The sequence below is a fragment of the Paenibacillus sp. 2TAB23 genome, from assembly GCF_052115165.1.
GTDB lineage: Bacteria > Bacillota > Bacilli > Paenibacillales > Paenibacillaceae > Pristimantibacillus.
Map to the genome: position 1 here is coordinate 93065 of NZ_JBFRGD010000015.1, position 12445 is coordinate 105509.

Here is a 12445-nt window from a genome sequence, read left to right on the forward strand (position 1 = left end):
GAGGCGCTGCGTTTTCTGTATCCAATTAAAAACGGTCTACGCCTAGTAAACCAGCGTAGACCGTTTCATTTTTAGTGCAGGATATGCCAAAGTCTCAGCAACAGAACACCAGCCTCGGCTCTTGTTGTTTTGCCGCGCGGAACGAATAAATGATCTCCCCGGCCTTGTACAAGGCCCCGCTCGCTCACTATTGTTACATAGGGCATTGCCCATACTGGAATACTAGCAAGATCGGCAAAGGATAGCTCCTGCTTGCCGCTTGTTTCCCACTTCATTGACTTTGACAGCATTGCAGCCATTTCTATCCGCGTAATCGTCTGCTGCGGACGGAACGTCCCGTCTGGGTAACCATCAATGATTCCTTCTGCTAGTGCCGCCTGAATCATAGGGCGTGCCCATGCCGGAATGCTCTCCTGATCACGGAATGAAAGGGATGATTCACCTTCATTGGCAGAAACCTGAAGGGCGCGTGCCAACATGACGGCGAATTCAGCCCTTGTTATTTCCACGTTCGGTGCAAAGCGATTAACGTCCACGCCTTCAACGATATCTAAGCTTGCCGCTTCACAAATATCCGGTTTTGACCAATGATTCTCGAGATCCATGAACGGACAAGCCGCTCCAGGAAGATCAGGATCCGGAACAACGACCGGTGGCGTTGTAGGTGGAGTAGTAGGCGGGCTCGTCGGTCCCGCTCCTGTTGTAAAGGTTATGTTGGAACTATAACGTGTAGCTTGATCGGTTACCGCATAAGCGCGCGCATGATAAGTTGTACTTGGCAGCAGCCCCGTTAAAGAGAAGCTCATCCCCATTTAGGGTAAGATCATTAACGACAACGCCGTTCATCGGGAAATCTATACCTAAGTTAATCGTATTGGACGTTACTAAGTTTCCTGTGATCTGCTCCAATTCATCTTCGTTCGTCGAGAAAGTAGGCGTATCCGATAGCGATGGCGCAGCAATGATGATCCCCACGGGAATCGTCCGCACCGTGCGCAAGCTAGAGTCAAAGAACGTTTTTAGAACCATTCTTTGCCCATTGCCCTTATAAAAACTGCTGGATCCATAATTGCGATCAGATGACGTATACAGGATGCTGGATGTTACCGGATCAACAATACTCCAATACTTGTCTGTATATTCCGCAATAAGCCCCGTTGGATCAAACCACGACGGAGACCAGCTAGTCCAATCGTTATCTTCCGTTTCAAAGGTTTTATAGTTAATGAACCGCAAATTATAGGTCATACTCATAGTTATGGATACCCTATCGTCTGACTGCATGGTTAGATTGTAGCCCGTAAAAGGATAAGTGTGGATTAATGTCCTTGTATTATCAACGGGATTGATTGCATATTGCTCCAGTTGGTTCTGCCGTGCAACGAGCAGGGTTCCGTTGGGAGTTGCGAGAATAGATACGGCATCATTCCAAAGCGTATCCACATAGCTAAGATCAGCGGTCGAGATGGCAACAACACGGCCACTATCGTCTTCGGCAGCGTACAGCAGTCCATTGTAATACGTGAACTGATATAGGTTTCCGTCCACATGTTTGCTTCGAACATGTAAGCCTAGCTCATCGAATTCATCAATGGTGCCGTTGTTATAATCTAATATAAATACATGGCCTTTCTCATCTTGAACAAAGCTGTAATCATTGTTATCATAAGTTGTTTCTCTACTTGTGCCAATTGCTCCAACCACTTCATACTTATTATAAGATGCATTATATTCAATGACCTGTATGGGATGTTGATAATACGAACCAACAAAGATCGTACCCTGATTATTGATTTCAACGTAACGGGCATATCCATCAAGCTCTATCGCCGGATTTTCATTCACATACACCATAGATGCAAAAGAACCGCTTGAACCAACTCCAACAACCTGAGTCCCATCAGGAGATGCGCTAATCACCGAAAAGGGATTTTCGCTTCCCACTAATTGATTACAACTAGTTTCGCAAATATATCCTTTGTTCGGATTATAATAATTACTAGCCATAAACTTTCCGTTTTCCAGCTTAAGTACACTGTTAATTTCAAAACCCCAGCTCGTAGTTTGGGTGTTTATTGCAGGGGCTGACGGATCAATTGTGTAATAGGTATTCGTTTCTCTAGTCGATACATAAAAAAGTCCATCAAATGCTTTCTGAATGGAGGTTACCGGCTGGGTGAACATGACCACTTCCGGATTCGTGACGGATTTTGTATTTAGATTGTATTTGATCATTGGATAATTCGTATCATTCTGGTTATGTACAATGTACAAATAATCGACTCCCGACTCGCTAGAAAATACAATCTTTTCTGGCTTGAAGTCGAATCCTCCCGATAACCAAGTAGCGCCGGCGTCAATGAGGTCCTGTTCGAGAGTCGTGCGATCAACTAATGCTCGATGATAAGTTCCATCTGTGTCGAAATGAAAGATATCCCATTTGTTTCCGAATGGCAATTGAGCAATGACAAATAGGTCATCCTCTGAATTAGTCTCTAATTGCGACACATTTCTAATAGCGCCGCTATTAGGAAATGTAAAAGCATGGTCATCCCATCCTAGATCAGTTTCTTCAAACCTCACTGAAGTGTCTGCTGGTGCAGCATTTGCTATAGACAACCATCCCGATACACCGAAATTTGACAAAAATAATGCAATAACCAAGAGAACTGCTAACGTTCGTTTCATCATAATCCTCCATTTACTTCCACGTTTTTTGCTGCTTGTCGAAGTATAGCAAATCACTATGAAAGAATAATGAAAGAAAGTGGCAGTGAGCTTAAACGTCAACAGGTCACTGTAGATCTCATTCAGTAAAAGCGTGTTCCATTACTTGAAAGCAGAAGGTAATTTAACGCCTATCAGTTTGCCAGGTGTCTGTATGATGAGGAACCCGTCTTCTTTAAGGATCTGATCATATTGACGCGCGCCTGTTTTCACCCGGAACTGAGGTTTGCCCGAATCAAAATCGATCGCGTGCAGAATGCCATCCGTTTGGGCAAGATAGACACCTTTTCCATAGATCGCAGTCAATGCAGAAGGGTTATCGCCAGTCCAGCTCATATCTTGCCCGTTTACCGTTTTTATACTAAAGAGCGAATCCTGCCGAGTGCGGAACAGAATGCGACCGCGGTGAACTTTATAAAGCGGAGAGCCTTGATTATAGCTAGGCTCGCCATAAGTCTGTAGAGGTTTGCCCCCTGGTTTGTAGTTTTTAAAATCATACCTCGCTATAATGCCATTCTGATGGATATAAAAATCATTTCCATTCAAGTAGTGCGGTGCATTGCCGCCATATTCATTGTACGAATCTGTGGTTACATTCCAGCGGTAATCACGGCTACCTTTTATTTGACCCGTTTTCACATTAATGACGTTAACTGTAATGCTGCGCTCGGCATCATCAACGATCGGTTGGTTATTATATATAATGGAGTAAGCTAGTCCTCCTTCGATCTTAAATGGGGCGTCTTGGTTGTTCATATTCCAAAGCGTCTTTCCCGTTTTCTTATCGATGGCATGAAGTTGACGAGTGGTTTGTGTTGGTTCATTTAATGTAATTGCGCGCAATAAGATATCTCCAGCGTCCATCATTCCTGAACTGGTGTAATAGGCTTCTTTTGGTTCGGTGGTATCTTGGGACCCGGAGTTTACCCAAAGCTGCTTTCCAGTCTTCACATGGACTGCAAAGGTATAATTGTCTATCAGGGCATATAACGTATCGCCGAAAGCCTCGATAGCATTTGGCCTTTCAATCTTGACGCTCGACTGCCACAGCTTCTTCCCGCTTGAAGCAGAAAGGGCAAAGAGGTCCCCGCCAATTAAATTCCCGTAAATAACCCCTTCATGATAGACAAACAAGGAATACACATGATCATTAAAAGTCCAAATCGTTTTTCCGGTCTGAGCGTTCAATGCGATTAATTTCTGATCTCTAAACGTGAATACTTTACCTTCAGCCGTCGTTATCAAGTCAGAAGAAGTATAAAAACTATACCAATTATCAACTTTTACGGACCAAGATGGTTGAACAAACGGTGTCTGAATCCCTGGGTTTCCTGTATTGAAGGATATAACAGGTTTCTCAGCATATACTTGGCTAATGCCAATATTGTCCGGCGTTAGACCGATTTGAAAGGCAATGAGTAACGCAGAGGCTGCAAGTGTGGTTCGAAGTAGTGATTTTGTACGCATGGATGATCCTCCTCTAATTTCCACATATTCACTTTACCTCATTATAAACGCATTGCCTCAGAAAAGGTTGTCATTATTCGTATGGGACTAACGTTAGGGGAAACCGATGCACACGGCCGGTGATTTTAGTTAACGTAATGAGCAATAAAATTCAACTATAGTTGTTAATGACGTTCATCTATAGTAGCCCATTTGGTAAAATAAGCTTAAACGCTATTGAGAATGGGAGTGAGATGATGAATCCTTCAATTGAAGTTCGTCAAATGGCAGAATCGGACGTCGATCTTGTATATCGGATTTTCGCAGAACATGATATTAAAAAACCTAGAGATTATATCTTGAAGTGTTGGGAACAGAATGTAGCAGGAGAAAGAAGAACGCTACTTGCCTTTTACGAGGGTCATTTTGCGGGAAGCTTGCATCTTCTTGCTACATCTAATTATCCTTACTTTGCTGAAAATGGCATTCCGGAAATTAATGATTTTAATGTTATTCCTCCAGTTCGAAAGCTTGGAATTGGCAATGAATTAATGGAAGCCGTCGAGAGAATAGCGTTTGAGAAATATGGAAAAGTGGGAATTGGCGTAGGGCTGTACCAAAGCTATGGCAATGCTCAGCGTTTATACGCAAAAAGGGGATACATACCGGATGGCAGGGGTTTGATGTATAAAGAGCAGCCTGTCACCCCGGGCTCCATAGTTTGTGCGGATGACGATTTGAATCTGTTTTTCATCAAATTCAAACCTAATGATTGAATGAGATAGGAACTTCCATCTTCTAGTCATAAATAGATATGAATCCGAGGGTATGAAGCTGAAAGTTGAGCTGCTTGAGTGATACGCAAAACAATACGAAAAAGCTTTTTTGGATAGCAAATATAAGATAGGCGAAAAATAATAAAAGGTGATGTCACAGATTAAAGTGATCGATCGTTTTATTAGTGTCAAAAAAAATTAGGAGGTACACAATAATGACACAACGCTTAAATTATATGCAGCAATCGCCGGAGCTTTTCAAAGGAATGATGGCATTCAGCATGTCGGAAAAGGATAGTTCAATTGAAGGGGAAATCCTTCATCTTGTTCATATTCGGGCATCGCAAATGAATGGCTGCGGATTCTGTCTGGACATGCACGTGAAACAGGCTAAAATTCATGGCGAGACGGAGCTTCGCCTCTACCATATCTCGATTTGGCGCGAATCTACACTATTCTCTCCGCGCGAACGGGCTGCGCTGGCATGGACTGAAATTCTGACCAAATTGCCAGAGCATGGTGTACCGGATGAGCTTTACGATCGTGTACGCGGTCAATTTTCTGAAAAAGAAATTTCAGATTTGACTTTCTCGGTTATGGCGATTAATGCTTGGAACCGTGTAAACGTAGCATTCAAGTATGTACCTGGTTCCGCTGACGTACAGTATGGATTGACGAAAGCGGGCCTGAGCTAAGCTGTTACAAAGCGACGGCTACGGTTAGCAGTATTTAGCCGACAACAGTTATTATGAATTAAGCGAGCAGAAAAATAGATTTGAGTTTGACAAAGGGGAGCCGTATGTTTACGGATCTCCTTTTTGTTTTGTTTCCGTGTTTTTACTGAGATGCAATGGACAATTATGATGCTAATTCCAATACCTCTTATTGTAAAATTTAATGTCTTGAGATAGGGCTGAAAATGACTTTTATTAATCATCTTTTGTGAAAAGAACGATTATTAAGTTATATGCCATGAAGTGTTTCCATCGATTATATAAGTTGAAATAATGAATGAGCTGCGCGGACGGAGAGGTGAAAGTCGTTCTGGAGAAATGCAATGCTCGCTTTTGCAGACCAAATGGTAACTATATATGAAGTTAACGAATCAAAACCATTTGACTGCAACGGCGATCGGAAGAATGACTTTGGTCACGCAGCGTTAATGGCATACTCATGTTTAGTTCTTTTTCGATCAGCCGCAATCACGTTATAATGGTAAGAAAATGAAAAGGAGGGCAATGATGAAGCCTATGCTTGAGTTCAGGCATTTGAAGAAAAATATAGGCGGACCAGCAGATCGCCCTCTATTTGAAAATGTTTCCGCCAAGGTTGCTGAGCCCGCGATTATTGCGCTGCTCGGCGTATCCGGCCAAGGAAAAAGCACCTTGCTTCGAATACTTGCCGGACTTGAAGCCGTGGATGAAGGGGATATTCGATTGCATGACATCTCGCTTCGAGGTTCGGATCCGAAGGAATGGCGGAAAAAGATGTGTTACGTGGCACAGCAAGCAGTCATGCTGCCAGGAAGTATTGAACAGAACCTGCGTACGGTCAGCATGCTGCATCGCAGCCCCTATGACGAGAAGCTAGTCCGGCGATTACTGCCAAAACTCGGGCTTGATCATCTGGAGCCGGGCAAAAACGCACAGCAGCTCTCAGGCGGAGAAAAACAGCGGGTTTCCTTATTGCGCTCCTTGCTCCTGCACCCATCGGTGCTGCTGCTGGACGAGGTTACCGCTTCGCTGGACAGAGCAAGCAAGGAATTAGTTGAGCAGGCGCTGCGGGAATGGCATGAGCAAGAAGGCACAACGCTTATCTGGGTTACGCATGATTTGGAGCAAGCACGCCAGATGAGCGGGTCTGTCTGGTTCATGGGCGAGGGCACGCTGCTCGAAAATAGCAGAACAGAGCGATTCTTCGAGCGTCCCGAAACAGCTCTTGCAAGAGAGTATATAGCTGCTCCTCTGCAGAAGGAGCAGTCACATGTCCATTCTAGCTCTTAGCTTTACGCTCTTGTTCGTGATGATAACGATGCTTGTTTCCGTATGGCAGAAGCTTGGTCTCGAAAGAGATATTGCAGTAGGCACGATCCGTTCAACGATCCAGCTCCTTCTAGTCGGCTATGTCCTGCAATTTGTTTTTGGTGCAAGCAATCCATTGTTTATTGCATTGATTCTATTGCTGATGATAGGAGTCGCTTCTCACAATGCGGCCAAAAGAGGTTCAGGCCTGCGCGGTATCGCATGGAGAATCGCGATTGCTATCGGTACGACTGAGCTGCTTATGATGGGATTGCTACTCGGATTCCATGTCATTGAAGCGACGCCGCAATATATCATTCCCTTAAGCGGCATGACAATCGGCAACGCAATGGTCGTATCCGGATTATTATTGAACCAAATGAGAAGAGAAATAAGTACGGCAAGGGGCGAGATTGATACGCTGCTTTCACTTGGAGCGTCCGCCAGGCAAGCGGTTCAGGATGTCATGAAACGCGCAGTCAAAGGGAGCATGATTCCAACCATAGACGGCATGAAGACGGTAGGACTTGTCCAACTGCCCGGCATGATGACAGGCATGATCATTGCCGGAGCCGATCCAATTGAAGCGGTTCGCTACCAAATTCTAATCGTATTCGCCTTCGCCAGCTCTGCTGCGGTAACGAGCATTATTCTGAGTCTGCTGAGCTACAAGCTGTGGTTTACTAAGGAACTCCGTCTACAACCTATGGAAGAGAAGGGATGATGAATGTCGTGAAGATCTATAACAGCGGCCCCGCATTGGTAAAGCAAATTATGGAGACCGAGCTGCCTGAGCATGCGCTTTCGCTATGGGCGCTGGGGCAAGAGGGCTTCTTGGTCAAATGGAAAGACAAAACCATTCTGTTTGACCCATATTTGACGAATTGGGTGTATGAGCTGAGCGGCCCGCCATGGTCGCGTGCGTTCGAATCGCCGCTGCAGCCTGCGGACTGCCTCGACGTCGACTTCGTGGTCTGCTCCCATCATCATGAGGATCACATGGACAAGCAGACGCTGCAGGTGATTGCTGAATCGGAGAAGACGCGTTTCATCGTTCCTAAAGCACATCTGCCTTTATTGAAGGAATGGGGCTTGCGGGATGAGCAGTTAATCGGAATATCACATGGTCAAACTCTGGAGCTTGCCGAAGGTGTTCGGTTAGAGGCTTTTGCCGCTAAGCACGAGCAATTCGAGCAGGATGAAGCGGGCGAGCATAAATTTCTTGGATTTGCAGCGCAATTCGGCAGTCTATCGTTATACCATGCCGGAGATACAGTAGGGTTTCCAGAGCTTGTGGAATGGCTGCGGAGCAAGCAAGTCCATCTTGCTTTGCTTCCGATAAACGGAAGGGATTTTGTGCGCGGCGGACAAGGCATTGTCGGCAATTGCAATTATCGCGAGGCCGTGGAAATAGCTGTGCAAATAAATGCGGATATGCTCGTTCCGATGCATTATGGTTTATTCCCGCACAATGATGAGAACCCGGCTTATTTCGTCGATTATATTCAGCGTCATTATCCTGCGAAGAAGTTCCACATGTTTGCGCCGGGTGAACGTTTCATTTATATGAAGTAGCATCTCGATTCCTGACCACATGATTTTGCTTCATTAGGACAAAATGATGAAGCAAAAGGATTGGAGGTGACGGTTGTGTCGAATAGAGGACTGCTGACTGCGCTTGCAGCGGTTGGAGCAGCTCAGCTGCTAAAGCTTCCGCTGCATTACGCGAAAACGGGGCAGTGGGATTTGCGAAGAGCCATTGGATCGGGCGGCATGCCGAGCGCTCATTCAAGCGGCGTAACGGCTTTAACTGCCTATACCGCTACAAAATACGGTGTGAGGACACCTGAATTTGCAATATCGGCGATGCTTAGCATTGTGGTAATGTATGATGCCATGAATATTCGAAGGCATGCAGGTGAAATTGCGGTGCAGGTAAACGATTTGGATGAGGATGTCGAACGGCTAGCTGGAAAGCATCCGGGGATTTATCATAAGCGCAGGCGCGAACGGCTCAAGGAAAGTCTTGGTCATCAACCGCGTGAGGTCGCTGCCGGGTCAGTGCTCGGCGCGCTTTTTGGCTTTATAGGAGGAATTACTTCTTTCAGGAGATAACGTCTCGACCTCATCATGAGTCTTTATCGAAAATACAGGTTTAAGCCATCAGGCTTAAGCCTTTTTTTGTCTAATATCTGATAGCTCGTCTGCCCGGATAGGTATATAATGAATCAGGAATGAAGATACATACCATTAATTAGGGGGTTATTCAATTGGCAGAGCAATTATTGTGGATGCACGGAGCGCCGTTCGCACGCAGCAATGAGGATGAGGATTGTCCGGCAATTACGCCTTATCTCGTCGAAGGAGAGCAAGCGCCGGCTGTTATCGTGTGCCCAGGCGGCGGTTACGGCATCAGAGCTTACCATGAAGGAGAACCGATTGCGCAGTGGCTGAACAGTCTAGGGATATCGGCGTTTGTCTTGCGTTACCGGGTAGCGCCTTACGAGTATCCATGCGCGCTGCTTGACGTGCAAAGGGCTATTCGCACCGTGAGGTTCAAAGCAGAGGAGTACCGAATCAATCCGAATAAGCTGGGTCTGCTTGGTTTCTCCGCTGGTGGTCATTTGGTTTCTAATGCTGGTACAAGCTATGATGCCGGGAACAAAGATGCGGAGGATGTAGTTGAACGCGAGTCATCCCGTCCCGATCTGCTCGTGCTATGCTATCCCGTTATAACGCTGCTGGACCCGTTTGCCCATGCAGGATCAAGATCAAACCTGTTAGGAGCCGAACCGGACCCGCTCATGATCAGGCAGCTAAGCAGCGAGCTGCAAGTGACTGAGGATACACCACCGACCTTCTTGTGGCATACGTCGGATGATGCAGCCGTTCCCGTAGAGAACAGCCTGATGTTTGCGGCCGCTCTCCGAAAGCATAACGTACTCTTTGACCTGCATGTATATGCGAAAGGCCATCATGGCTTGGGATTGGCTGAGAGTGAGGCGCATACGAAGGAATGGACGACTGCCTGCGCCTCATGGCTGGCATGGAGCGGATTTCAAGCATAATCACCCGAATCGGTTAGACACAAACGAGGATTTGCCTGACAAAGCTGCCTTTCCGTGTCGTGCAGCGATCGACTATCGTGAATCCTGCTTCTGTAATAAACGCATCGACCGTTTCTGCAGTGACTACAATGACCCTGTTAGCGATGCGGCGGGCATGTATGAGCAATTCATGCTGCTTCTCAGGTGTTGTAGTAGAGAAGTGGTTGTAGGGCATATCTAGAATCGCCGCATCGTAATGATCGGTAACATCTGCGATATCGCCGCAAATGACCGATGTCTCCAGTCCGAAATGGGCTAAATTCTCGCGCGTTCCCTGAACAACGAAGTGGTTAATGTCTCTTCCGACGATATCGATCCCCATCGATAGCGCTTCAACCAGTACGGTCCCGATTCCGCAGCACGGGTCGATGGCAGTCTTCCCGCTTGGGAACGGCACGGCAATGTTGGCTGCAGCTCTTGCAACCCGGGTGCTAAGCGCGATGGAATAGCTGCGCGGCTTCTGAATTTGCGTAAGCCAGACCGCTTTGCTCTTGATATAATGTCCGAAATAGTAACGTCCACCCCAATAAACAAGGCCGAATACGCGATCAGGATTCCGCATATCGGCTTCTCCTTCTATATAAATGCCTATCTCTCTCTCGACTAGGCGCATCTGATCGAAATCGATTTTATCCTCGGGTGAAAGATCGCTCATTTTGACAAAAATAACCTTAAACGTCTCATCGCGAAGCTCAATTTGTTTGACTTGCTCAAGAATATCCGCAAGCTGCTCGCCTTGGTAGAGTACCTCAATTCGCTCTCTCATAAAGGGGCTTCGATCGGGATGGACCGCAATTTCGCTCATCAATAGCCCAGAATCGGTTTGCTTATCGAAAAAAGAACGCATTTCCAAGTAGCATAGCTCCGTTTCTTCCAATCTTGAGCCATAAGTATATAAATATAACGGTACATCATTTCTTGTTTCCAAGTGGAGTCGCATCCTTTATAAAAACGAGTTGAAGCTTCTAGTATACAGGAAAAAGAAGACCAGACAAAGAAAAAGGAGGGAAGAAGTGTGCTGAGTGACCAAGCTGACAAGCATAGAAGGCGACAATGGCAAGTGCAGCCGCTGTCGCCTCCATGTAAAGGAAGGTATCCGATTATAGGTCGAAATGCTGTTATCCAATGAGTGCTACCGCATGCTGCTCCGCTTGCATAAGTCGCTCGCGGACCCGTACAACCTCGCCAATGATAATCAGGGCCGGATTAGCAAGCTTCATCGTTATGGCGAGCGTGTGGATATCTGCAAGCGTGCCAATGATGGTACGCTGCCTTTTCGTCGTGCCGCGTTCAATTAACGCTACGGGTGTTGCTGCGGACTTGCCATGCTTCAGCAGCTCTTCGCGAATAGCCGGAAGCTCGCTCACTCCCATATAAATGGCAAGTGTATCGACGCCGTGTGCAAGCAAGTCCCACCGGATAGGCGTTTTGTCTCCGTGGCATCTGCTCCCAGTTACGCAAGCGAAGGAAGCGGCGTATTCACGGTGAGTAACCGGAATCCCGGCAGCCGCAGCTGCGCCGATGGCCGAAGTGATGCCGGGAACGATCTCATACTCGATTCCCCATGTAGCGAGCTCTAGCGCTTCCTCGGCGCCTCTTCCGAAGACGAGAGGATCTCCGCCTTTGAGCCGTACGACCGTTTTGCCGTCTTGAGCGAAGCGAACCAGTGCTTCATTAATAAGATGCTGGGGCATTGCATGGGAGCCGGGAGCCTTGCCGCAATAGATAAGTTCTGCATGGGGACCGGCATAGGCTAATAATTCTTTGCTAATTAGGCGATCATAGAGAATAACGTCAGCCAGTTGAATACGCCGCATCGCTTTTACGGAAATGAGCTCAGGATCGCCTGGACCTGCACCTACTATATAAACCTTGCCTGCCGTTTTGTTTCTCATAGGATGCTCCCTTCGGCTCTTACGCCGTTTTAGTGTCCAATGCTTTGGGATCCTGCAATAAAGCGATGGAGGTATGTTTTTCGCTAACCATTAATCTAAGGCAGGTAGAATGCTTCTGAGCATACGGGCATTATCCTCAAATCGTAACGTAGATTGAGCCGCTCACACTGTCGATTTCCGTTTCGAAGGTCGTAATGCAGCCATCATCCGGTTCATGTACTTTGCCGCTGCGCAAATCTATTTTCCAGTCATGGAGAGGGCAGTGTACGGCTGTGCCGCACACCATTCCTTCCGATAGAAGACCGCCCTTATGCGGGCATTTGTTCTCGACAGCAAGCACGCTGCCGTCTGTCAAGCGGAATACGGCTATTTCAATATCCTGCACCTTGATACGGCGGGATCCTTTTACGTCGATTTCGGATAAATTTGCTACTAGCAGTTTTGTAGTCATGTGAATATCCCTCCTGGAAAGT

Annotated in this window: 13 protein-coding genes; 7 read left to right on the forward strand and 6 right to left on the reverse strand. The window is 46.6% G+C overall.

Annotated features, from left to right (window positions below; genetic code table 11):
* Nucleotides 1-71 precede the first annotated feature (71 nt).
* The 3 genes from AB4Z29_RS20770 to AB4Z29_RS20780 all read right to left on the reverse strand — a co-directional run bounded on the left by AB4Z29_RS20770 (nt 72) and on the right by AB4Z29_RS20780 (nt 4194).
* Nucleotides 72-806 (reverse strand): S-layer homology domain-containing protein, encoded by a 735-nt coding sequence (locus tag AB4Z29_RS20770; protein ID WP_441944901.1) that lies wholly within the window; start codon nt 804-806, stop codon nt 72-74.
* Complete coding sequence (locus AB4Z29_RS20775) at nt 721-2691, reverse strand: hypothetical protein (protein WP_441944902.1); 1971 nt, start codon at nt 2689-2691, stop codon at nt 721-723. The genes AB4Z29_RS20770 and AB4Z29_RS20775 overlap by 86 nt, the downstream gene beginning before the upstream one ends.
* A gap of 138 nt (nt 2692-2829) precedes the next feature.
* On the reverse strand, nt 2830-4194 hold the full coding sequence (locus tag AB4Z29_RS20780; protein WP_441944903.1) for an outer membrane protein assembly factor BamB family protein: 1365 nt from the start codon (nt 4192-4194) through the stop codon (nt 2830-2832).
* A 233-nt stretch (nt 4195-4427) separates the two neighbouring features.
* On the opposite strand from AB4Z29_RS20780, the gene AB4Z29_RS20785 reads away from it, so the two are divergent.
* From AB4Z29_RS20785 to AB4Z29_RS20815, 7 genes are all read left to right on the forward strand, one after another.
* On the forward strand, nt 4428-4949 hold the full coding sequence (locus tag AB4Z29_RS20785) for a GNAT family N-acetyltransferase (protein WP_441944904.1): 522 nt from the start codon (nt 4428-4430) through the stop codon (nt 4947-4949).
* 215 nt (nt 4950-5164) lie between these two features.
* Nucleotides 5165-5644 carry a carboxymuconolactone decarboxylase family protein gene (locus AB4Z29_RS20790; RefSeq protein WP_441944905.1) on the forward strand — a complete coding sequence of 160 codons (480 nt, stop codon included), beginning with the start codon at nt 5165-5167 and terminating at the stop codon, nt 5642-5644.
* 543 nt (nt 5645-6187) lie between these two features.
* The gene (locus tag AB4Z29_RS20795; protein WP_441944906.1) at nt 6188-6952 is read left to right on the forward strand and encodes an ABC transporter ATP-binding protein; all 765 of its coding nucleotides are present in this window, start codon (nt 6188-6190) and stop codon (nt 6950-6952) included.
* Nucleotides 6933-7694, forward strand: a complete 762-nt coding sequence (locus tag AB4Z29_RS20800) for an ABC transporter permease (RefSeq protein WP_441944907.1) — start codon at nt 6933-6935, stop codon at nt 7692-7694. Before AB4Z29_RS20795 ends, AB4Z29_RS20800 begins: the two co-directional genes overlap by 20 nt.
* Complete coding sequence (locus tag AB4Z29_RS20805; RefSeq protein WP_441944908.1) at nt 7691-8545, forward strand: MBL fold metallo-hydrolase; 855 nt, start codon at nt 7691-7693, stop codon at nt 8543-8545. Before AB4Z29_RS20800 ends, AB4Z29_RS20805 begins: the two co-directional genes overlap by 4 nt.
* 75 nt (nt 8546-8620) lie before the next feature.
* Nucleotides 8621-9085 carry a divergent PAP2 family protein gene (locus tag AB4Z29_RS20810; protein WP_441944909.1) on the forward strand — a complete coding sequence of 155 codons (465 nt, stop codon included), beginning with the start codon at nt 8621-8623 and terminating at the stop codon, nt 9083-9085.
* Between the two features lie 176 nt (nt 9086-9261).
* A complete protein-coding gene (locus tag AB4Z29_RS20815; RefSeq protein ID WP_441944970.1) occupies nt 9262-10038 on the forward strand; it encodes an alpha/beta hydrolase in 777 nt (258 codons plus the stop codon).
* Between the two features lie 13 nt (nt 10039-10051).
* On the opposite strand, the gene AB4Z29_RS20820 is transcribed toward AB4Z29_RS20815, so the two are convergent.
* The 3 genes from AB4Z29_RS20820 to nirD all read right to left on the reverse strand — a co-directional run bounded on the left by AB4Z29_RS20820 (nt 10052) and on the right by nirD (nt 12423).
* Nucleotides 10052-11005, reverse strand: a complete 954-nt coding sequence (locus AB4Z29_RS20820) for a TRM11 family SAM-dependent methyltransferase (RefSeq protein ID WP_441944910.1) — start codon at nt 11003-11005, stop codon at nt 10052-10054.
* A 190-nt stretch (nt 11006-11195) separates the two neighbouring features.
* Nucleotides 11196-11972 carry a uroporphyrinogen-III C-methyltransferase gene (cobA, locus tag AB4Z29_RS20825; protein ID WP_441944911.1) on the reverse strand — a complete coding sequence of 259 codons (777 nt, stop codon included), beginning with the start codon at nt 11970-11972 and terminating at the stop codon, nt 11196-11198.
* A gap of 136 nt (nt 11973-12108) precedes the next feature.
* Complete coding sequence (gene nirD / locus AB4Z29_RS20830; protein WP_441944912.1) at nt 12109-12423, reverse strand: nitrite reductase small subunit NirD; 315 nt, start codon at nt 12421-12423, stop codon at nt 12109-12111.
* Nucleotides 12424-12445: the final 22 nt, after the last annotated feature.

Excerpts from the sequence above, each read along its gene's own strand:
- AB4Z29_RS20805 (WP_441944908.1), top strand. The coding sequence starts at position 7,691 with ATGATGAATGTCGTGAAGATCTATAACAGCGGCCCCGCATTGGTAAAG.
- AB4Z29_RS20795 (WP_441944906.1), top strand. The coding sequence starts at position 6,188 with ATGATGAAGCCTATGCTTGAGTTCAGGCATTTGAAGAAAAATATAGGC.
- AB4Z29_RS20780 (WP_441944903.1), bottom strand. The coding sequence starts at position 4,194 with ATGCGTACAAAATCACTACTTCGAACCACACTTGCAGCCTCTGCGTTA.
- cobA (WP_441944911.1), bottom strand. The coding sequence starts at position 11,972 with ATGAGAAACAAAACGGCAGGCAAGGTTTATATAGTAGGTGCAGGTCCA.
- AB4Z29_RS20770 (WP_441944901.1), bottom strand. The coding sequence starts at position 806 with ATGAGCTTCTCTTTAACGGGGCTGCTGCCAAGTACAACTTATCATGCG.
- AB4Z29_RS20785 (WP_441944904.1), top strand. The coding sequence starts at position 4,428 with ATGATGAATCCTTCAATTGAAGTTCGTCAAATGGCAGAATCGGACGTC.
- nirD (WP_441944912.1), bottom strand. The coding sequence starts at position 12,423 with ATGACTACAAAACTGCTAGTAGCAAATTTATCCGAAATCGACGTAAAA.
- AB4Z29_RS20800 (WP_441944907.1), top strand. The coding sequence starts at position 6,933 with ATGTCCATTCTAGCTCTTAGCTTTACGCTCTTGTTCGTGATGATAACG.
- AB4Z29_RS20775 (WP_441944902.1), bottom strand. The coding sequence starts at position 2,691 with ATGATGAAACGAACGTTAGCAGTTCTCTTGGTTATTGCATTATTTTTG.
- AB4Z29_RS20815 (WP_441944970.1), top strand. The coding sequence starts at position 9,262 with ATGCACGGAGCGCCGTTCGCACGCAGCAATGAGGATGAGGATTGTCCG.
- AB4Z29_RS20790 (WP_441944905.1), top strand. The coding sequence starts at position 5,165 with ATGACACAACGCTTAAATTATATGCAGCAATCGCCGGAGCTTTTCAAA.